Origin of the sequence: Vibrio sp. B181a (assembly GCF_030248375.1) — a bacterium.
GTDB lineage: Bacteria > Pseudomonadota > Gammaproteobacteria > Enterobacterales > Vibrionaceae > Vibrio > Vibrio campbellii.
Window position 1 is genome coordinate 20400 of the sequence record NZ_JAHGAD010000026.1, and the last position, 21352, is coordinate 41751.

Annotated in this window: 18 protein-coding genes; 7 read left to right on the forward strand and 11 right to left on the reverse strand. The window is 47.2% G+C overall.

What is annotated here, in order from left to right; translation table 11 throughout:
* Window positions 1–140: 140 nt before the first annotated feature.
* On the reverse strand, window positions 141–2045 hold the full coding sequence (gene htpG / locus KIO97_RS13150; RefSeq protein WP_285382876.1) for a molecular chaperone HtpG: 1905 nt from the start codon (window positions 2043–2045) through the stop codon (window positions 141–143).
* 272 nt (window positions 2046–2317) lie between these two features.
* On the opposite strand from htpG, the gene KIO97_RS13155 reads away from it, so the two are divergent.
* The 4 genes from KIO97_RS13155 to KIO97_RS13170 are packed head-to-tail and all read left to right on the forward strand — an operon-like array spanning window position 2318 to window position 4821.
* A complete protein-coding gene (locus KIO97_RS13155) occupies window positions 2318–3190 on the forward strand; it encodes a transcriptional regulator (protein ID WP_050905094.1) in 873 nt (290 codons plus the stop codon).
* 11 nt (window positions 3191–3201) lie between these two features.
* On the forward strand, window positions 3202–3717 hold the full coding sequence (toxS, locus tag KIO97_RS13160; protein WP_050905093.1) for a transmembrane regulator ToxS: 516 nt from the start codon (window positions 3202–3204) through the stop codon (window positions 3715–3717).
* A gap of 46 nt (window positions 3718–3763) precedes the next feature.
* Window positions 3764–4519 carry a sulfite exporter TauE/SafE family protein gene (locus tag KIO97_RS13165; RefSeq protein ID WP_077201016.1) on the forward strand — a complete coding sequence of 252 codons (756 nt, stop codon included), beginning with the start codon at window positions 3764–3766 and terminating at the stop codon, window positions 4517–4519.
* A 23-nt stretch (window positions 4520–4542) separates the two neighbouring features.
* Window positions 4543–4821, forward strand: coding sequence for a SelT/SelW/SelH family protein (locus tag KIO97_RS13170; protein WP_010643323.1), 279 nt, complete (start codon window positions 4543–4545; stop codon window positions 4819–4821).
* A 52-nt stretch (window positions 4822–4873) separates the two neighbouring features.
* Here KIO97_RS13170 and yfcE read toward each other — a convergent pair whose 3' ends face one another.
* From yfcE to KIO97_RS13200, 6 genes are all read right to left on the reverse strand, one after another.
* A complete protein-coding gene (yfcE, locus tag KIO97_RS13175; RefSeq protein ID WP_285382877.1) occupies window positions 4874–5419 on the reverse strand; it encodes a phosphodiesterase in 546 nt (181 codons plus the stop codon).
* 69 nt (window positions 5420–5488) lie between these two features.
* Complete coding sequence (locus tag KIO97_RS13180; RefSeq protein ID WP_005425482.1) at window positions 5489–5698, reverse strand: hypothetical protein; 210 nt, start codon at window positions 5696–5698, stop codon at window positions 5489–5491.
* Between the two features lie 159 nt (window positions 5699–5857).
* Window positions 5858–6265, reverse strand: a complete 408-nt coding sequence (locus KIO97_RS13185) for a CBS domain-containing protein (RefSeq protein WP_005425434.1) — start codon at window positions 6263–6265, stop codon at window positions 5858–5860.
* Window positions 6262–6612 carry a P-II family nitrogen regulator gene (locus KIO97_RS13190; RefSeq protein WP_005425459.1) on the reverse strand — a complete coding sequence of 117 codons (351 nt, stop codon included), beginning with the start codon at window positions 6610–6612 and terminating at the stop codon, window positions 6262–6264. Before KIO97_RS13190 ends, KIO97_RS13185 begins: the two co-directional genes overlap by 4 nt.
* The gene (locus tag KIO97_RS13195) at window positions 6602–7393 is read right to left on the reverse strand and encodes a DUF1538 domain-containing protein (RefSeq protein WP_005425423.1); all 792 of its coding nucleotides are present in this window, start codon (window positions 7391–7393) and stop codon (window positions 6602–6604) included. Before KIO97_RS13195 ends, KIO97_RS13190 begins: the two co-directional genes overlap by 11 nt.
* Window positions 7390–8124 carry a DUF1538 domain-containing protein gene (locus KIO97_RS13200; RefSeq protein ID WP_045377641.1) on the reverse strand — a complete coding sequence of 245 codons (735 nt, stop codon included), beginning with the start codon at window positions 8122–8124 and terminating at the stop codon, window positions 7390–7392. Before KIO97_RS13200 ends, KIO97_RS13195 begins: the two co-directional genes overlap by 4 nt.
* Before the next feature lie 258 nt (window positions 8125–8382).
* On the opposite strand from KIO97_RS13200, the gene KIO97_RS13205 reads away from it, so the two are divergent.
* From KIO97_RS13205 to KIO97_RS13215, 3 genes are all read left to right on the forward strand, one after another.
* The gene (locus tag KIO97_RS13205) at window positions 8383–9300 is read left to right on the forward strand and encodes a TIGR01777 family oxidoreductase (protein ID WP_010643330.1); all 918 of its coding nucleotides are present in this window, start codon (window positions 8383–8385) and stop codon (window positions 9298–9300) included.
* Window positions 9301–9337: 37 nt separating this feature from the next.
* The gene (locus KIO97_RS13210; RefSeq protein ID WP_005425448.1) at window positions 9338–10165 is read left to right on the forward strand and encodes an SDR family oxidoreductase; all 828 of its coding nucleotides are present in this window, start codon (window positions 9338–9340) and stop codon (window positions 10163–10165) included.
* Window positions 10166–10620: 455 nt separating this feature from the next.
* Window positions 10621–11475: a co-chaperone YbbN gene (locus KIO97_RS13215; protein WP_005425468.1), complete on the forward strand. Its 855-nt coding sequence runs from the start codon at window positions 10621–10623 to the stop codon at window positions 11473–11475.
* A 106-nt stretch (window positions 11476–11581) separates the two neighbouring features.
* Here KIO97_RS13215 and KIO97_RS13220 read toward each other — a convergent pair whose 3' ends face one another.
* From KIO97_RS13220 to bcsA, 4 genes are read right to left on the reverse strand one after another with little or no spacing between them, the layout of a single operon-like run.
* Window positions 11582–15343, reverse strand: a complete 3762-nt coding sequence (locus KIO97_RS13220; protein ID WP_285382881.1) for a cellulose synthase subunit BcsC-related outer membrane protein — start codon at window positions 15341–15343, stop codon at window positions 11582–11584.
* The gene (bcsZ, locus tag KIO97_RS13225) at window positions 15334–16440 is read right to left on the reverse strand and encodes a cellulose synthase complex periplasmic endoglucanase BcsZ (protein ID WP_285382883.1); all 1107 of its coding nucleotides are present in this window, start codon (window positions 16438–16440) and stop codon (window positions 15334–15336) included. Before bcsZ ends, KIO97_RS13220 begins: the two co-directional genes overlap by 10 nt.
* Window positions 16437–18728, reverse strand: a complete 2292-nt coding sequence (gene bcsB / locus KIO97_RS13230; RefSeq protein WP_285382885.1) for a cellulose biosynthesis cyclic di-GMP-binding regulatory protein BcsB — start codon at window positions 18726–18728, stop codon at window positions 16437–16439. The genes bcsZ and bcsB overlap by 4 nt, the downstream gene beginning before the upstream one ends.
* Complete coding sequence (gene bcsA / locus KIO97_RS13235; protein ID WP_045377623.1) at window positions 18718–21351, reverse strand: UDP-forming cellulose synthase catalytic subunit; 2634 nt, start codon at window positions 21349–21351, stop codon at window positions 18718–18720. Before bcsA ends, bcsB begins: the two co-directional genes overlap by 11 nt.
* Window position 21352: the final 1 nt, after the last annotated feature.

Consider the following 21352-nt stretch of genomic DNA (forward strand, 5'->3'; position numbering starts at 1 on the left):
TGAGCAGATTAAGACTAAAGAATGTTAGCGATGCCAGCTTTCCCGTCTTGTTGATTACTAACTCAACACTTAAAGTGTGAATCTATGCGTTTACAAACAAAAAGCTCGCATTTCGCGAGCTTTTTAGGGGTATTGAGTTATTAAACCTTAGTCAAAAGCTTGTTGATGGCACCAACAAATTGCGAAGGATCTTCCATCGAACCACGCTCAGCGAGCATCGCTTGGCCCAGTAATACCTCCACCCAGCGACCAAACACTTCTTCGTCCGCTTCATCCGCCATGCGTTTCACTAGTGCATGCTCTGGGTTAATTTCGAAGATGTATTTCACTTCTGGTACCGCTTGGCCAGCCGCTTCAAGAAGCTTCGCCATCTGCGTGCCCATTTCGAAATCATCCGTCACGACAACAGCGGGTGTTGTTGCCAGTTTAAAGGTGGTGCGAACTTCTTTCACACGGTCACCAAGGTAAGACTGAGTGCGTTCAACAACAGACTTAAACTCTTCTTCCGTTTCTTTCTGTTTTTCTTTTTCCGCTTCGTCTTCAAACTTGCTTAGGTCTAAGCCCGCTTTCGTGATCGATTGGAACTGCTTACCATCAAACTCTGTTAGGTAGTTCATCAACCACTCGTCAATTCGATCGAACATCAAAATAACTTCGATGCCTTTCGCTTTGAATTGCTCTAGGTGTGGGCTGTTCTTCGCCGCAGCGTAACTGTCTGCCGTTAGGAAGTAGATCTTGTCTTGACCTTCTTTCATGCGTTCAACATAAGAAGCCAAACCAACGGTTTGTTCTGCGGAGTCCACTTCAGTAGATGCGAAACGCAATAGACCAGCAACTTTCTCTTTGTTTGCAATGTCTTCTGCAACACCTTCCTTCATAACAAGGCCGAACTCTTTCCAGAATGATTGGTATTTCTCTGTATCATTCTTTGCCATGCGCTCTAACATAGTAAGCACACGCTTGGTACAAGCATTACGTAATGACTGAGTGACTTTGTTATCTTGTAGGATTTCACGTGATACGTTCAAAGGCAGATCGTTTGAATCGATCAGGCCACGCACGAAGCGCATGTAAGAAGGCATAAACTGCTCAGCGTCATCCATGATGAATACGCGCTGTACGTACAGTTTCAGACCCGATTTATGATCGCGGTTCATCATATCCCAAGGTGCTTTCGCTGGGATGTAAAGTAGACTGGTGTAGTCATTCTTACCTTCTACGCGGTTGTGGCTCCACGTAAGAGGGTCAGCAAAGTCATGAGAAACGTGCTTGTAGAACTCTTGGTACTCTTCTTCCGAGATGTCTGATTTATTGCGCGTCCAAAGTGCTTGAGCTTTGTTGATTTGCTCCCACTTCTTCTCACCCGTTTCTTTGCCTTCATCATCACGAACCGCAGTTTGGATAGAAACAGGGATACCGATATGGTCAGAGTATTTGCTGATCACATCGCGTAGACGCCATTCGTTTAGGAATTCTTTACCTTCTTCACGCATGTGAAGCACGATGTCCGTACCTCGAGAATCTTTGGTAATGGTCTCAACGGTGTAATCACCTTCGCCAGCAGAGTGCCATTGCACCGCCTCATCAGCAGCGAGACCAGCCGCGCGAGTGCGCACAGTCACCGCATCCGCAACAATAAATGCAGAGTAGAAACCCACACCAAACTGACCGATAAGTTGAGAATCTTTGCTCTGATCATCTGACAGCTTGGAGAAAAATTCTGCAGTCCCTGATTTCGCGATGGTACCTAGGTGCTCAATCACATCATCACGGCTCATACCGATGCCGTTGTCAGAGATGGTTAATGTGTTCGCGCTTTCATCGAACGCAAGCTTCACGCCTAAGTCAGCGTTGCCCTCATATAAATCTGGGTTAGATAGCGCTTGAAAACGAAGTTTATCTGATGCGTCGGACGCGTTTGAGATCAGCTCGCGTAGAAAAATCTCTTTGTTGGAATAAAGAGAGTGAATCATCAGATGAAGTAGTTGTTTTACTTCCGATTGAAAGCCACGAGTTTCTTTGTTGTGGGATACGGTTTCGCTCATGTTTACTCCATAACATCTAAACTAATTAGACTTTTAATGACAAAGCCCTAACCGCCGCTTCATAAAAGCAGCATTACTAAGATGTCATTTAACATGTGGCTGACAAATGTAAATTCAAGGTCAATATTGCTAAAAACGGTGTTTTTTTAGAAAATTTTAATTATCCTACGTATCTAAAAGCATCTAAAACGTGGCACATGTCCTTTTGCGCACGCCTTATTACGTGACGTAAATCACTATAATTACAGAATCATCCACCTAAGAAGAACTAAATGACTAACATCGGCACCAAATTTCTGCTTGCTCAAAGATTCGTCTTTGACCCAAATAGTAATTCGCTCGCTGACCAACAAAATGGCAACGAAGTTGTACGATTAGGCAGCAACGAAAGCCGTATTCTCCTCATGTTGGCAGAGAGACCTAACGAAGTGATAACACGTAACGAACTGCACGAGTTCGTTTGGCGTGAACAAGGCTTTGAGGTGGATGACTCAAGCTTAACCCAAGCGATCTCTACACTGCGTAAAATGTTGAAGGATTCAACAAAATCACCAGAATTCGTTAAAACCGTGCCAAAACGCGGCTATCAACTTATTTGTTCTGTTGAGCGTTTAAGCCCGCTTTCTTCTGACTCTACCCCTGATATTGATGCTCAAGAAGAAGAGAACGAAGCGCCAGTGGTTGATTTAGAGCAATTTGCCGAAGCTACCACAGAAACGCCAGCAGACATCGCTCCAGAAGCCGCCGCTCCAGTAGAAAAGCCGAAGCCAACACCAGCGCAGAAGAACGCGAACTGGCTATTCCGTATTTTGGTTGTCGTTGCTTTGCTGCTGCCAGTTTGTGTACTGATGTTGACTAACCCAGCAGAATCTCAATTCCGTCAAATTGGTGAATACCATAATGTGCCAGTAATGACGCCAATTAACCACCCTCAATTAAATAATTGGTTGCCTTCCATTGAGCAATGTATCCAACGTTATGTCGAACACCACGCCGCGGAATCTTCACCAGTCGAAGTCATCGCGACAGGTGGTCAAAACAACCAACTGATTCTGAACTATATCCACGATAGCGATCATTCATACGAGAATGTCACGCTGCGTATTTTCGCTGGTCGTAATGACCCAACCGACATCTGCAACTAAGGGAGGCTGAAATGAAGATTAAAATAGCATCTGCGGTTTTGGCCGTATCCATCCTTTTTAGTGGCTGGCTATATTGGGGCAGTGATCTAAAAGTGGAACAGGTTCTGACTTCAAACGAATGGCAGTCAACCATGGTGACACTCATCACCGATACTCTGCCAGACGATACAGTTGGCCCACTACGCAAAGTTAATGTTGAGTCGAATGTGAAATACTTACCTAACGGTGAGTACATTCGTGTTGCGAACATTCGATTGTTTGCTCAAGGCTCAAATACTGAATCAACCATCAATATCTCTGAGAAAGGTCGCTGGGAAGTAAGTGATAACTACTTGCTGGTTTCGCCTTCTGAATTCAAAGATATCTCAGCATCGCAATCGAAAGACTTCTCTGAGTCACAGCTTCGTCTCATCACACAAATCTTTAAGTTGGATGCAGAACAAAGTCGCCGTATTGATGTAGTCAACGAAAAAACACTACTACTGACTAGCCTGAACCACGGTTCTACGGTACTGTTTAGAAACTGATTTTGATTCAATGATAAGGGGCCAAGATGGCCCCTTTATTTTTCGCATGGATTGGCTAGATACTCTCACTCTCTTCTTCGGTTCCCTCGTTGCAAATACACTCGCTTCTCTCTCTGGCGGCGGTGCAGGATTATTGCAATTTCCATTATTGATTTTTCTCGGCTTACCCTTTTCTGTCGCTCTTGGAACACACAAAGTGGCTTCCGTCGCGCTGGGGCTTGGCGCTGCAAGCACGCACCTCAAAGCCGGAACAATAAAACCGAAGATCGCGCTTTATCTGATTCTAGTCGGCAGTATTGGTGTCGTGATTGGTGCAAATCTGATTGTCCAAATACCTGACGATATCGCAGAGAAAATGCTTGGCGCGATGATCCTTGCTCTTGGCATCTATTCCCGCTTTAAAAAAGAACTTGGCCAAGTCGAGCTTGCGACTCATCGAGACACATTGGGTTGGATCACCGGCGGATTAGGGTTGATGCTGATAGGCGTCGTGAATGGTTCGCTAACTGCAGGTTCAGGTCTCCTCGTGACGCTGTTCCTCGTGCGCTGGTTTGGTTACGATTACAAACAAGCAGTGGCTTACACCATGATCTGTGTCGGTCTGTTTTGGAATGGTATTGGTGGTGTTGCCGTCGTACAAGCAGGCGCTCCGATTCATTGGGCATGGCTACCCGTGCTGTTATTGAGTTCATTTTTAGGTGGCAGTTTAGGTGCGTGGGCAGCAACTCGATACAGCAATCGCGTTATCAAGATTGCGTTTGAGGTCCTCACCTTTGCAGTCGGCATCAAACTGCTACTTTAGTCTTTAGAGAAAGGAAATGAGAAATGGATAAAGCCATTATAGACATTTACTACTGTCGCCAGTGCAATTGGATGTTGCGCTCTACTTGGCTATCGCAAGAGCTGCTTCATACGTTCAGTGAAGAAATTGAGACCGTCAGCTTGCACCCTGACACAGGCGGTCGTTTTGAGATTTTCTGCAACGGCACGCAGATTTGGGAGCGTAAAAAAGACGGCGGTTTTCCTGAGGCTAAGGTCCTTAAACAACGAGTAAGGGACATCATCGACCCAGAGCGTGATTTAGGCCATTCAGATACAAAATAGGGAGCCAGTGGCTCCCTATTGTTTGATATCTATGTGCTCTATGACTCGTTGATTAGATCGTGGTTTGAGCCAACACTTCACCTTCCGGGGTTTGCACCGTGAGTGTATTGCCTTCCATTAGACCATAGCTACGCGACAAACCATTTCTTGGGAAAGTCATCGAACCAGGGTTGAAGATCACTGCCCCATCCTGCATTTCGGCAACAGGCACATGAGTATGGCCATGAGCAATGATGTCACCTTCGCGCAGTGGTGGACGTTTCGTACTGTTGTACAAGTGCCCATGAGTAAGGAACATGCGCTTACCAGATTCGAGTAGTATCCACGCATAATCCATCATCATCGGGAAACTCAACAGCATTTGGTCAACTTCGCTGTCACAGTTACCACGTACAGAAATAATCTGATCGCTGTATTGGTTCAGTAACTCAGCGACTTGCGGTGGGTTGTAACCTTCTGGGATAGGGTTTCTTGGCCCATGGTTTAGCGTATCCCCCAACAAGATGAGATGATCGGCACCAGAGGCCAAGTAAAGCTGAATAGTTTCTTCGGTTGCTGGCAAAGAGCCGTGCAAGTCTGAGGCAAAAAATAGTTTCACGACATCGTCTCCTCATAAAGTATGAGGCTATTCTACGGCATTCTTATAGAAGCTCAACCTAAGTACCTATTAATGGCTGCGTAGCATTTCCACCAGCATTGGCACTAGATAGAACCAAGCGACATAGCCAACACCAGCTAAAACAACGATCCAAAAAATGAACGATAGAAACTTCGACTTCGCTAAATGGTTGAGCGGATCAGGCTCACCACATCCGGGGCAAGTATGAGCTCGTTTTGAAATTTGTTTTTCACAAACAGGACAAGCAACTAGCGGCATGACATGACATCCTCAATTATTCTTTAATTCTCAAAGAATAAGCCTCAGATTGCATATATGCAATGGCACAACTAAGCAATTCGCAGGGGCTTTGCTAAATGTCGCTGTCCTGAGAAAAATTATCAGCCTGTTTGCACTTGAGCCTCTCAGCAAACACGGTTACAAAGCTTCCCTAGCCATCCCATTGATCACGATATTGTTGTAGCTCACCATACCAATCACTTCTCCGTTTTCGATCACTGGCGCACGGCTAATACCAAAGCGCTCAAACAAACGAGCGCAGTATTTCACATTCATGTTTGGGTCGACGGACAGTGCTGGCTTGGTCATGATCTCGTAGATATTAGTCCGCTGCGGTGAGCGATTTTTCGCCAAGACTTTTTTAGCAATGTCGTTCATCAACACAATGCCGTATTCATCATCTTCATGGCGTTTTTTTACCACCAACGCTTTCACTTCACTCTTTCTCGCAAGTGTTATGCCTTCGTGTACTGTAATTAATCCATCGACAATGATGTACGTTGCCGCCATTACGTCTCTGACTCGAATCAGCTCATGATTACTCATAACTCGTCCTCTACCACTTTGGTCAGTTTTTCTACTTGGTGCGCGACGCCAACCGCATCTTCAACATCAATTTGCACTGCGATGCCTTGGCCAGATTCCTGGTCGAACTCTCCGACGTCACTAATGGTCTCCAAGATATGCCTTGATAGGTGCTCTTCCACCACAAACAGTAAGACGTCTTTCTGCACTTCCAGCGTCAAACCAAAGAAGGTGCGTTTTTGGTTTAAGCCCTGCCCTCGTGCATTATTAATAACCGTCGCTCCTGTTGCGCCAGCTTCACGAGCTGCATCAAGCACCTTGTCGGTTTTACTGTCCTCTACAAAGGCTAGAATCAATTTAAAGCGCATTTTCATTTTCCTCCGCGGTCTCTTTGTTTAACCACTGGGTGATCTGGGCATAGCCCATCACTGAAATGATTGGAAATAAGCTGGCAAAGGCAATCAAGCCAAAGCCATCAATCATTGGGTTTCGTCCCGGAACCGTCGATGCCAATCCCAAACCAAGGGCCGTAACTAAAGGTACCGTTACGGTCGACGTCGTGACGCCACCTGAATCGTAAGCCAACGGCACAATCAGCTTGGGGGCATAAAAGGTTTGGATCACCACCACGATGTAACCAGCAATGATGTAGTAATGAATCGGGTCGCCGACGACAATTCGATAGCTGCCAAGTGCAATGCCAAACGCCACGCCCAGAGCCACAGCGATACGTAATCCGTTAACACTGATGCTGCCTCCGGACACTTGATTGGCTTTAATCGCAACAGCAATGAGAGAAGGCTCTGCAATGGTGGTGCTAAAACCGATAAAGAAAGCAAAGATGTACACCCAGTAATAATCAATCCAGCTCAGAGCTTGGCCAATGGAGATTTTAAATTCCATCAAGAAAGCCGGTGCCGTCAATTGAGTTGCCATGGTTTCGCCCAATGGGAATAACGCCATTTCTAACCCAAGCAAAAACAGCGATAAGCCTAGAATGACGTAAGCAAAACCGAGCAATACCTTAGGTAAATTAGAAATGGGACGACGTAAAACCGCCAATTGAAAGCCGAAGATAATCGTCGCAATGGGAACCACATCGCTGATGGTAGAAACGAAGGTATCGATGAAATGTGCAAACGAAATCATGCCACCACCATCCCATAGATCATGACAAACATCATCGGCAGTAACGAGGCAAACGCGATCAAACCAAAGCCATCAATCATCGGGTTTCGTCCTTTAATCGCCGATGCTAAGCCGACACCAAGGGCTGTTACCAGTGGCACCGTGATGGTAGACGTCGTCACACCGCCAGAGTCGTAAGCAACGCCAATGATCGACTCAGGCGCAAACCCTGTGAGGATCACGACACCGATATAGCCACCGATGATCATGTACTGAATCGGCCAACCTTTTAGAATCCGCAGCACACCTAACACAATCGCTACCCCCACCGACAAAGCAACCGTCAAACGCAGTCCATCAGCGTAGTCTTCCATCGACTGTTCCGTATTAGCGATCATGCCACCTTCAGCTGCAACCTCCGACGCCTCCTCTGCAACCGCCGTTAAAGCAGGTTCCGCGATGGTGGTGCCGAAACCCAAGCAGAATGCGAAAATCAAGAGCCAAAAGACGCTGCCTTTATTGGCAAAAGCTTGCGCCATATTTTCACCGATAGGGAATAAGCCAAGCTCCAGACCAAAGATAAAAAAGGTCAAACCGAGAATCACAAGAAGGAGACCAAATAAGATTGAGACAAGATTGGGGAGTGGCTCTTGAAGGACAACAAGTTGGAAGAAGGTGATAACAACAACGATAGGCAGTAGGTCACGGGCGCTACTGAGTAAGGCTCGAAACAGAGCAACAAATGCTTCCATACACACCTCCTACCCGAGTGCCTTCTTCTTTTAAAATCAGCATGGCACAGTTTCTCTGGGCTAAGTGTGAGCAACACTCAAAGCCTGATAACATTTTGTTACACTTGTTCAAACTGTGAACTTCGCACCGATTGAGAAGAAAACACTTCTAACTCGTTAGGAACTAATAATAAAATCGACATTGCAAGTCATTGATATGATCATGCAAGACGGTTAACGACTATAATGTCTGAATGGTTTCACACTCAAAGGGACGACATGAAGATACTACTGACTGGCGGAACAGGCTTTATTGGTTCTGAGCTACTCAAAATGCTCACCACTCATCAAGTCATTTTGCTGACGCGCACCCCCGCGCAGGCAAAACAGCGACTTCAGCATGCCGATGTCGGTAATATTGAATACCTTGATTCCCTAGACTCCCTGGAAGATCTCAACGATGTTGACGCAGTGATCAACCTTGCAGGCGAGCCCATCGCGGACAAACGCTGGAGTCAGGAACAAAAAGAGATCATCTGCAACAGTCGCTGGAAAGTGACAGAGCGCATTGTCGAACTGATCCACGCCAGTACCGAGCCCCCTTCAGTATTCATAAGCGGCTCTGCGGTTGGCTATTACGGCGATCAACAAGACCACCCCTTTGATGAATGCCTACACGTAAACAGTGAGGCCTTCGCCCATTCTGTGTGTGCTCGATGGGAGCAAATCGCCAAACGAGCAGAATCGGAGCAGACACGTGTGTGCCTATTACGAACTGGGGTTGTTCTTGGCCCTAATGGTGGTGCTCTCGCCAAGATGCTGCTGCCTTACAAACTGGGCTTAGGTGGCCCGCTAGGCAGCGGTAGACAGTACATGCCTTGGATCCATATCTTGGATATGGTTCGCGCCATCATGTACTTACTCGAAACGCCGCATGCGCATGGCGAATTCAACTTGTGCGCTCCACACCCTGTCAGCAACAAAATTTTTAGTGGCACATTGGCCAAGACTCTTAAGCGTCCGCATATTTTGTTCACCCCGAAATGGGTGATGAACATGGCAATGGGGGAATCCTCTTGCCTGCTATTTGATAGCATACGTGCAAAACCGAAAAAGCTCACCGAGCTTGGCTTTAAATTCAGTTACTCCCGAGTGGAGCCTGCACTCAAGAACTTGCTTCAAGATAGAAGTTGTTGAATCATAAGGCTCACGAACTCTCAGTGAGCCCTAAACTATGAAAAAGTCTGTTCTTATCACCGGATGCTCTACCGGCATCGGTTACGTATGTGCCCACGCTTTGCAAAAGGAAGGCTTTCACGTCATTGCTTCCTGCCGACAAGACCAAGACATTGAACGCCTAACCAACGAGGGCTTAACGTGTATTAAGCTGGACCTGAATGATCCTGAGAGTATTTCGTCCGGCGTCGCACAAGCGCTCGAGTTGGCTGAGGGTAAACTTTATGCCGTCTTCAACAATGGCGCTTACGGCCAACCAGGTGCTTTGGAAGATTTGCCGACAGTGGCCCTTCAAGCACAATTTCAAACCAACTTCTTCGGCTGGCACCAACTCGTAAGAGAAGTGCTACCGCACATGCGTAAACAAGGTGAAGGGCGCATCATCCAAAACAGTTCCGTACTCGGCTTTGCCGCCATGAAGTATCGTGGCGCCTATAACGCCTCTAAATTCGCGCTAGAAGGCTGGACAGACACCCTACGTTTGGAATTGATGGACACCAACATCAAGGTAGCATTGATCGAACCAGGGCCGATAGAGACCCAGTTTAGACAAAATGCCTTAAAGGCGTTTGAGCAATGGATTGATGTGGAAAGCAGCGCCCACAGAGCAGCTTACGAGGGCCAAAAGCAGCGTTTAGATAACGACAAGTCGAACAACAAGTTTGTGCTTCCTGCTGAATCTTGTATTGAGCCCGTGCTTCACGCACTCACCAGTGATAAGCCAAAGATTCGCTACAGAATCACCACACCAACCAAAGTCTTTGCCGTTTTAAAGCGCCTATTACCCACTCGTCTTCTTGATAAAATTTTGCGACAAGCAGCATAAAAACTTTTTATCACAATGTAATTTTACCGTAACAATGTGATGTCATTATGAGCATGTAGGTTAAGAAAACCTCAATGTTCGAATCAATTTCTAGGTTAGTATCTTCATCCATCGAGCCTGAACGCGATGTGGATACTCACTTTAGATTTGGTATCGCCACCCTTTCTGTTTTGTATTTTCGCGAGACAATAATGACATTAAATCAGCTTAACTGGCTTAGTGTGGGTGTAGTGTTGACCATGTTCATCCTATTTTGATACCACACCCAGCACACAACTATAACGTCTAACAAGACTCTTTAACCCGTGCTGGACTTGCCAAATTTAATAGCACTTTCGCTTGCTATCAGGAATACGCTGCTTCGGCAGCGTTTTTCCTTTCTATCGCTTGAATTTCCCAAATATCAACTCCATATCTACAATCAACGACAAGAAACAAAAAGCAAGGATACTCTGATGCAATCCCCATTTATCGTTGAGTTAACAGAACAAAACTTCCGTGAAACGCTTGAAGGATCAATGAACACGCCGGTGTTGATTCATTTTTGGGCGAGTGCTCAACCAGAAAGTGCACAAGTGATTCCTGAATTACAAATGCTGGCTCAGCAATACAACGGCGCTTTCACCCTTGCTCTATTGAACTGTGAACAGCAGCCTGCTCTTGCTTCTCAATTCGGCGTGCAAGTGCTACCGACCATCGCATTGTTTATGAATGGTCAAGCAGTCGATGGGATGGGTGGTCCTCAGCCAATTGACGCGATTACGGCAATGCTGCAAAAGCATCTACCAAGCCAAGATGAAATGCAGTTGAAGCAAGCCAGCGAACTGCTCCAACAAGGTGAACATGCTCAAGCTTTGGCGATTCTACAAACGTTATCGGAAGAGCTTCAAAACCGTGGTGATGTAAAACTAGCGATGGCAGATTGTTTACTGGAAACCAAACAGTTTGAATTGGCACAAACGCTGTTGGGTGCGATTCCACTGGAATACCAAGACAACTACTACAAAGGTTTGATCGCGAAGTTAGATCTACATCTTCAAGCCGCAGATAGCCCAGAGCTTCAACGCCTTGAACAAGAGCTAGCCACAAACCCTGATAATTTAGAACTCGCGTGTGAGCTTGCCGTTCAATACAACCAAGTCGGCCGTGATGAAGAAGCACTTGAGCTGCTTTGGAACATTCTCAAAGCTAACCTTGGTGCACAAGACGGTGAAGTGAAGAAAGTCTTTATGGATATCTTGAGCGCACTTGGCCAAGGTAACGCATTAGCAAGCAAGTACCGCCGTCAACTTTACTCGATTTTGTACTAGTCAAATCTTCGTAAAGTTAAAGAATTTGAATAGAAAAGGCCGGAAAATCTCCGGCCTTTTGTGTTTCTGCGATTTCTTAAAACACTTGTTCAACCAATCGCTAGCGCTAGAAATCACTGTACAGTGTTGGAACCGCTGGTGGGTATTCAATTGGCTGCCAGCGATCATTAAAGGTGTACTTGGCGTAAAGCATGAAATGGTTTGGCGTATAAAACTCTGAACGCTGCAAATCCACCAGCGCACCAAGGTACCAGCGTTTACTCACTCGTTTCTCAACGGCTGCTTGCAACGAGGCACCAAAACCGCCACCGCTCTCAGAAGTGTCACCTGTAGACAAATAAGGCGCATCTTCTTGCGTCCATGAATTAGAAATAGAAGCGCTAAGCTGATACGACCATGTACTGTTGTAACGACCGTAATAGTTCACTGGCAGTGATACAGAGAAATAACTTTGCGGGCTGTAGTAGCCGCCATGCCCAAGCGTGTATTCACCTAAGTTTTTATCGTAATCGAGATACATCAAGTTGGTGCCGATACTCAAACGCTGGTCATCCGTGGCAATCAGTTTGTAGTAAGCCCCACCCAGCACACCGAGACGAGTATTATCTTCAACGTTTTCCCCCGTCAGAGCATGGTATTGCAGGCTACTCCAAAAACCGTAAGGGCCGCCAACATCCCAGCTTGAATTGAGCTTAACACCAGTGCGAACCACACCTCCCCACTTTTTGCCTTGAGGATCGCTGGTTCCACTCGGTACCGTCATTCCAGCATAAGAAAGTGTGCTGCTGGTTTCTGGTCGGCGAGACGCTTCTGCAGTCCAACCAAAGTCCCCAAGATCGCCATCAACGCTGATGCCACCAACCCAAGTAGTATGATCAAAGCCAATCGGTGTAGTACCGATGTCCACTTGCCAGTCTTTCGCTTGCCAGCCTACACCAAGTGCCATGCCTGAAGCTTCATCTTGGAATGAGGTGCTATCAAAGCCTCCCTTTTTCTCGTAGTAATCTAGCTCACCAGAATCTACAGAGACGTAATCCGCTCTCAGCAACAAGTGACCGTCGAGTGATTCGATAGGAATGCGTGCTTCGATTGGCACTTGATTAGATGCGTTCAGCCCGTCTCGAGCACTGTAGTCCCAACCAATAAGCACATGACCATCACTACGATCATGGAGCGTATCGATGTCTGACTTAACATTGCGAGTCAACCAGTAGTCATCCGCTGTGTCATACAACTCGCGCAAAGTGAGAGTATCTTGCTGGGTTTTGTTCGGATTTGCGCTTTTTTCAATTCGGTCGCTATTTAGCGCTTGGTAACCTCGTTTTTCAGCTAACTTCCATTGCTGATTGTCCATCGCAATCGACATGCTGTTTCGGTAAGCCAAAGCATCAGCACCTTGCACGTCATCGAGCAAGCGGTTCAGGGTGTTCGCATCATTGCGGTAACCAAGTTGATTAAATACAGAGGCAACCGTCATCAATTGAGCAGCAGAAAGCGTCTCACGCTTCTTATTCAAGATAAGATGCAGATCATGGTAGCTTGCTTCGTCTCCGCTCTGGGCGCTGGCTTGCAACATCCCGACCTGAGCTTGCGTCTTGAATGGTTCAGGTTTTGATGAGATACGTTCATACAAAGCCATTGCTTGCTCTGGTTGTTGATTCGCAAGTAACAAATCCGCTTGCGCTAAGGTTCGACGTGTTTTCAGCTCATCAAATTGCAAAGTTTCAGAAGCACTTACCTTTTGCTCATCCGAACTCAGCGCTAATTGCTCGTACCATTGGTCAAAATCTTCAAACTGATTCAAACTCACCATCATACTGCCGTAAGCGAGTTGCTCATCGCGAGACCAGTGTGGTGATTGTTCGAGGCTTCGATAAATTCTTTCAGCTTCAACGGCTTGATCGATCTCTACCCACGCTCCAGCAAGACGTGCTAATGCCTGTACTTGGCCTTGATAGTCCTGCTCCAACGCATGCAACTTAGCTTGCACAGACGCTGGCTCCTCAAGGTAACGCTGTTGAATATCTTGTAATTCAGCATCGATCTTCAATCGAGTCAAATTGCGCTGCATGGAAGGCGTGACCGCTTTCTCTGGCACGCTTTCTAGCTCAGAAATTGCCTCTTCGACTTTGAAGTCTTGCGCGAGGTACAAGGCATGAGCAAACTTCATCTCAGGGTCTGAGCTGGATGCGGTCCACTCAGCCATCAGGGCATCTGCACGTTGCTTGTCCCCCATAGAACGAACAACACCAGCAATATCCAGTCTCAACCACGGCGATATTGGTTTTAGCTCAATCAATTCTTCCACCGCAGATTGCATACCCGCTTGATCATTCTGGGCGATAGCAACTCTCAAACGAGCAAGAATGATTTCAGATTGAATGCCATTGATTTTCTCAGCCACTACCTGTTTTTGCGCGGGAGAAAAACGCTGCGCAACCGACTCCGCACCCACCCAATCTTGTTGCTCAATACGAACGTCTAGCCGCCCACGTAAAGCAGAGCCGTTGTGTTGCTCAAGTTTGAGTGCTTGGATATAGGCTTTATCTGCCGCGGCATAGTTCTTTTGTGCTAAGTAAAGCGCCCCCAAAGAGGTAAAAGCATAAGGCTGAGTTTTATCGGATTGAATGGCTTTACGGTAAAGGCTTTCAGCTTGTTTAAACTGCCCTTTCTCGGCTAGCGCATCACCTTGATCCAAATAAGCCCAATATTGCGAGGTTTCAATCAAAGTGGCCCATTTTGAGGCACTATCTGGATCTTTATCTAGCTGCTGTGCACGTTCAAAATACTCAAGCGCCTTTTGTTGCTGACCTTTACGCAGATATACCTTGCCCATTCCACCCAATATTTCTGGGTCGTTCGGACGCGTCGTCATCGCATAACGCAACTGCTTCTCAGCTTGCGAAGTTTTGTCCTCATCCAGCAGTTTGAGACCTTTCAATTTGGCAAGATAGGTTGGATCCTTACGCAGGTCTTGCTCGGTTTCCCAACGTTGCCTCGCACCTTGGATAGCACGTTGAATCTCTAGGTCCGAAGGATAGTAGCTCGCTAGAATCGCGTATTGTTGAACCACTTGTTCTGAAATCGGCAATTGGTCGAGGGCACGCAACCAAGATGTCGCCGCACTGCTGCCAATGACTGGCGCTAAAGCGAGCTTTTTGTAGGTATCTAAAATCCATGGGTCAGCTGGATTCTCTTTGCGGATATGATTCGCCAATGCGAGTTGAAACTGAGGCACGCCTGGATAGTCTGCATTCAACCGCTCTAGGCCTTGTTTGACAGTCTGCCAACTGCCATCAAGATTGCTTTGCAGCTGAAGAAACTCTAACTGCAAGGCAGCCGAGGGCATGCCGTTTGGGAAAATGGCTTTATACGCTTTGATGGCTTCTTCGTAACGGCCAGATTTAGCAAGCAGCTTCGCTCGCTGGTAATCGCCTTTCTTATCTCCTTGAAGAGCCATTATGGCGGCAAGATCTTTCGCTTGCGGGGAGTTTGGCGATTGTTTGGTTAAACGCTGAAACGTCTGCTTGGCAAGCTCCGGCTGTTTACGCTTTAAATACATATTGGCTTGGTAATACAAGCCAATCGGGTTCCCTTCCTCAATCGCAAACAAACGCTCAAGGGTACTTTCAACGATATCGTCACGCCCTATCGCATCCGCCAGCTTAAGCTGTTCAACCAACCACTCTACCGAGTTCACTCGAGCAAGAGACGTCGAGAACTGAACCGTTTCGATCGGTTGATAAACCGCGGCTAACTGCGCTTGGCTCAGCGGTTTTGAACTGAAACTTTGCGCGTGAACGGGGTAAACCCCACTCGCCATCATGGCCAATGGAATTAACCACGAAGCACGTCTTGCTATTGGCATTGCTCGCTCCATGCAGGCAACAGTTCACCTTGTTTGCCAAAGCGGTAGCGTGCCTGATGCCAGCCTAGGCCAAACAAGCTCAAAACATTGTCGTAGTAGTGGTCGTTTCTGCCCGAGATAAGCTCTTGCTGCGCTCGGCTTGCTTGTGCTTTGAGCAGCTCAGACTCACCAGGCGCCGCCAACAAAGGCAAAGCAGCAGCAGAAAATCCTGCACTGCCAACTTGAGTGTATTCACCCGTTTCTGTATTCACTTCTCGTGGTGGTGCACCGAGCGCTTTAGTCGCTGCGACAAAGGGCTGCATTTGCTGAATCAGCTGAGCTTTTTCTGCGACTTGGTCATCAAGCATACCTGCCCATAAGTAGGTACGAATGGCGTTGTAGCTGCCAATTGGCCCAGTCACCGAATCGGTACTGTACTGACCTTGGCTGAGCGTTGCCCAATCAGGGCTGAAACCTTTTGGCATGGTTTGCGTTAGCATTCGCGCGCTTGCTTTATACATACCATCCCATGAATATTGCGGATACAGAGCTTCCATTCGTGCAATCAGCTGTAACGGCACATAGCTCGGGTTCACACGGTAGCGATCACCAAACTCAAATCCTGTTGGTGCAGGCAGTAACACGGTACCCACACCGTCAATAGTTACAGTCTCTTCTCGTAGAATACGACTAGCAAGCAGATGACCAAGCGATTGGTAGTAATAGTTATCCCACAGTCGCCCCGCTTCCACTAAAGCGTAAGCAATCCAAAGGTCGGAATCCGATGCTGCATTGGTATCTAACACACCAAAACTGCCGTTCGCTTTTCTGCCCCATAACCATGCTGGCAATCTTGCCGTAAGGTCGCCACCAGCTAAATGCACTTGAGTCCAGTTTAATACCTCGGCGAAGGCTTTTTGATCATTGGCAACCAAAGCAAAGAACAACGCATAGGACTGGCCTTCCGATGTAGTGATCATGCGCTCATCGCTGCCATCTACCACTCTTCCCTGTTCAATATAAACCGACTTAAATGTATCCCACTGCGGCCAGTCACACGTGTTTGCCCAGAGTTGAGGAGAAGCCATCAGAATCATGAGTGCTATCAGCTTTTTCATTCTTCCTCTTCCTCCGTTTTTTCGAGGCGCTTAGCCGACACTTGACGTAGCACACGCCACAGCACGATAGTGACAATCACCATCAATATCGCGGCAAAACAAGCCACTACAATTGGGTGATTTGAGAAGTGATACCAAACCAACTGCCATACAGGGAGCTCACCGACATAGTAATGAGAGCCTACGTTATAACTTGCGACTTCGTCGTTTCTTAACGTCACCACAGAGCCAAACATGTGCTCGATTTTCCCCGAATCTGAGAGTGCTTTGTCCACCGAGGCAAAATCTGCTGGGTGTGCGGCCATGATTGACACCAAGCTACGATTGCTTGTGTATGGCGACTCCATGCCATATATCGCAGCAAAGGAGCCATCAGCTTCAACTGAGACATAATCGGCAGGGACTTGGTTAGCGTCACTAGGGCTCATCCAGTTCATACCAAGTTGTTGCTCATTCTTACTTGGCAGACGAATTTGACGTTCGCCTGCTTCGACCACAAGGTTAACTTGCTCTGGGTCGTTAGCCGCTTCTTCCAATGAACGCACAACGCCAATACTTAAGATATCCTTGTCTTTTAGTGTCTCTGCATCCCATTGGTCCGTTAGTTGAATCTGAATACCCGGATAACCAGAGTCAGCACCTAGCGAGCCCATCATGTTTAAAAACGTCTGCAACGCCTCTCTTGGGGCATTTTTAGGAACGACGACCGCAGTTTCAGACAGATCGGCCATACGTGTGTACGGGAAACCTGATGTGGCAAACGCACGCATATTTGGCATTTCGATATAGTGTGGGAAGCCACTGAAGTCGAGCGTAGAGTCTCCATCTACAACAGCATATTGTTTGCTCGGTTGAGTAACCTGACACTGTCCATCGGTAACCGAGGCAAAACCAAATTCAAAGTCGATTTGGTTTTTGCTGCCAACTTTAAACGCGGGAATACGAACCTGGTCGTCAGAACTGAGAAAACTGTCATCCAACAAAGGCACGCGAACACGGTTGGAATCACCACCCTGACCTTCTGTTGTGAGGTTAAACGCTTCAATAAATTGATCGTTGATGCTCAGTGTTAGACGAGAGCCTGAATGGTCTTCTGTCGGTGGTGAGTAACGGTAGTTCAGATCCATTGGAATACCGCGGCTTTGCCAAGTGAATAGATCTGGCGGCAAACGTAAGCTCACGCTGATAGGTGGTGGTGTGCGACCTTCCACTTGCAGCATGCTCTTTTGCTCGACAAGCTCAGAAAGCGCAACCGGACGATCGGTGCTCACCCAGTTTGGCGCATCGTAAGGCACACGAGGTTTGATTTGCTTCACCTCGTTGATCTTAGCAATTGGTCCAGTAAGAATCTGGTTACCCAATGCCAAACCACGTACGGCTGTATTGAGGTCTGCACTATCACGGCCAATCACCAAAAGTAACTTCACGTAAGGATCTGTTGGATGAGTGATCACCTGTAAACGAGGGCCATCAGTGTCCGGAAAATCTTTTAAGAACTCTGGCTTGTTATCGTTGGTGATAAACACTACGGCGTTGCGCTCTGGCAGGGTGTCGAAACTCAAAGGGAACTGCGCCCCACGCCAAGCTGCTAAAGAGCCAAAGTAGGAACTCAAAACACCAGCGGCTTTCACTTCGTCCAAGTCATATTTATCGCCCATCACAACCGGTAAGTTGAGTTGGCTAAAGTCGCGTACATCAAAAAATGGGGCAGGCAGCAGACTCAAGTCGCTTTCCAACTGCGTCTTTTGCACGAACATTTCGATGCGACTGCTTTGGCTGATCTCTGCCCAAATGCTCGAGTCGTTCGGGTTCGCACAATCTTTGTGAGTATTACCAATCAGCTCAAAACGAATTTGGTTGTAGTTGCTGAAATAACGCGCATCTAAAGGCATAGAAAGGCTAAGCTTTTTGCCTTGTTGGCCATCAACAATGGACGCGACACCCATGAGTTCATTGTTCAAATACACTTTGACGTGAGAAACCAAGGCAAGCAACGCTGGTGAAGGCGTGATGTCAAAATACAAAGTGGCTTTAGACACCACCTCATCAAGGCGAGAACCAAAACCAACGTAAGCATTCGCTTCGCTACCTTGAATCGCAATTGAGCCACTGTAGCCCAGTTGAGTAAATGGAACCACGCGCTTAAAGACAGTGGCATTTTCCGCGTCTTGTTGCTGAGCTTGAGGTTCCGACAATTGCTGTTTTACTTCTTGTGCCGCGAGACTGCCCGACATACACATCAGAGTGATTGCCGTCGTCAACGCTGTTAGTTTTTTATTATTTAGCATGACTTTGGGTCCTGGTTGGGACATAGCGAGGTCTAAGTGACCAAATAAATTCGATACAAAATAAAAGAGCATCCACACTGACCATGACAAATTTAGGACAGTGTTGTAGCAAGCGCTTGTATCCATTGAAGCCGACTTGTAGCACGGCTTGCATACTCGATAGTGGCTTATCTGCTTGATAGCCTTGTTGCCATTTCGCCCATGTATCTGCTCGCGCGAACGTGCACTGGACGTACTGGATTTGTTGTTGGTGCGACAGTTCATTTAGTTGCATACCAAAGATGCCTTTATGAGCATAGGCAACGGTCATCGGGAACACGAATTCTTGACCACCACGATTCAGAATCACTTCCAGTGATTGACCGAGTAGGTACTGACAAGTTTGTTCATCCATTCCATCGATTTCGATACGAACACCCCCTAATGAAAAGTCTTTCATCTGAGCTTGAATCAAATGCCCAGAGTGAAGTCTCACCGCAACAGGAATCGCCACCTCTACACGGTGATCTTTTCGCACCTGTTTCGCTTCTACCGCAACCGCAACCGCTGCACCTAAGATCAGCAAGTTGTACATCGTCCACACTAAGTTAACGATGACAGTACCGACCTCGTCTTGGGGCCCCCACCCCATGCGATACAGCCCCACAGCAAAGCCTATGACATTCAGTGCCACCAGCACCAAATAAGGTCGAGAGATCACCCAGTCGTAATGTGATTTTTCGACTAAGCCACCTTTCGCTGTCACGTTGAATGTCCCTTTATGGGGCGCAAACAAAGCGACAGTGGTTGGTCTTGCGATATACCAAGCAAGCACGGTTTCATACACTTCTCCCCAGAAGGAGTAGCGATAGTCACCTTGCATGCGTGAGTTGGTCATACTGGCATGGATCATGTGCGGCAAGACGTACAAAATGATCGCCAGTGCTGGCGCGTAAATGACGTAAGAGTGTAGTAACAAAAACGCCAAAGGTGCTATCAAAAACACAATACGCGGAATACCGGATAAGAAATGCAACATCGCATTAACGTAACAAAGCCGCTGGGACAGCTTGAGCCCTTTACCAGTGAGCGGATTGTCGACCCGAAAAATCTGCGCCATCCCCCTCGCCCAACGAATACGTTGCCCGACGTGCGCTGATAAGGTTTCAGTCGCTAAACCCGCTGAAATCGGCTGCTTGAGATAAGCAGAGCGGTAACCCAAACGGTGCATACGTAATGAGGTATGTGCGTCTTCCGTTACGGTTTCGACCGCAATACCACCGACTTCTTCAAGCGGCTCACGACGCAAAATGGCACACGAGCCACAGAAGAACGTCGCATCCCATAAATCGTTACCATCTTGAATCAACCCATAAAACAAGTTGCCTTCGTTAGGCACATTGCGGAAGTTCGACAAGTTACGTTCAAACGGATCCGGAGAGAAAAAGTGGTGCGGAGTTTGAATCAGCGCCAGCTTCGGATCTTTAAGGAACATGCCCATGGTAAGCTGGAAAAAGGCGCGGGTTGGAATGTGGTCACAATCGAAGATCGCCACAAATTCACCATCCGTCTGCTTTAATGCATAGTTGATGTTACCGGCTTTGGCGTGCTCGTTCGTCGGCCTTCGAATGTAGTTGACTCCAACACTCTTGGCGAAATCACGGAAGCTATCTCGCTTACCATCATCGAGAATGTGAATTTTCAATTTGTCTTTTGGCCAGTCCACCCCCATCGACGCATACACGGTTGCTTTCACTACATCGAGATCTTCGTTGTAAGTAGGAATCATCAGGTCGATAGTTGGCCAAGTGGATTGATCCGTCGGCATAGAAACGGGCTTGCGGTTGAGTGGCCAAATATTCTGGAAGTAACCCAACATCAATACGATCCAAGAATAGGTTTCTGCCAAAAGCAAAATGCCACCCAGTACCAAAGCAACAGGGTCATCCCAGTTTAAGGTTGAAGAGTAACGCCACCAAAGATAACGGCAAGAAGCGGTCACAGATAAGATGATCAGCAGCATTGTCGGGAAGCGACCCGGCATGCGTCTTACCATCATGGCTAATGCCCACAGTAGCAATACAAACACCGTCTGCGCCTCATAACCAAATGGGACGGTAAAACACAGCAGAGCAATGAGAACGACAACGAACAAAAGAATGTAATTGAGTGCCATTGCTGGTTTGCTCGCTTTGATGCGCTCACGGACCTCAGGATCTTTGACTTGGTTAGCGGTCTTTTCCAACCAGCGAACGCTTTTCGCTACCAATTCAAATGGCAGATAAAACGCGTTGCGAACTTGCTCCGCGATATGAAGAGAAAAATCACCGAACTTTTTCGACCAAGATGCATTGAGGTTTTGCTTGAAGCATAGCAACCAAACACTTTGGATAACGAAACGAACCGGGTCGAATAGTCTTGGCGCTGCATAATTAACATGTGGGAAATAAACGAGAGGCAACTTCCAAGACGGCACACCGCCGATCATTGGTTTTAAGAAAATAAAACTCAGCGAAAACCAAAACGAAAGCAAACAGCGCCCGAGCCAGTTAGATTTGCAGTTCCAAGCCTGCTCATAAACGGTTTTCTGCACATTAAACTGCTCAACGACCCAGCTTTGGAAGATAAGATTAAGGCTACGCATT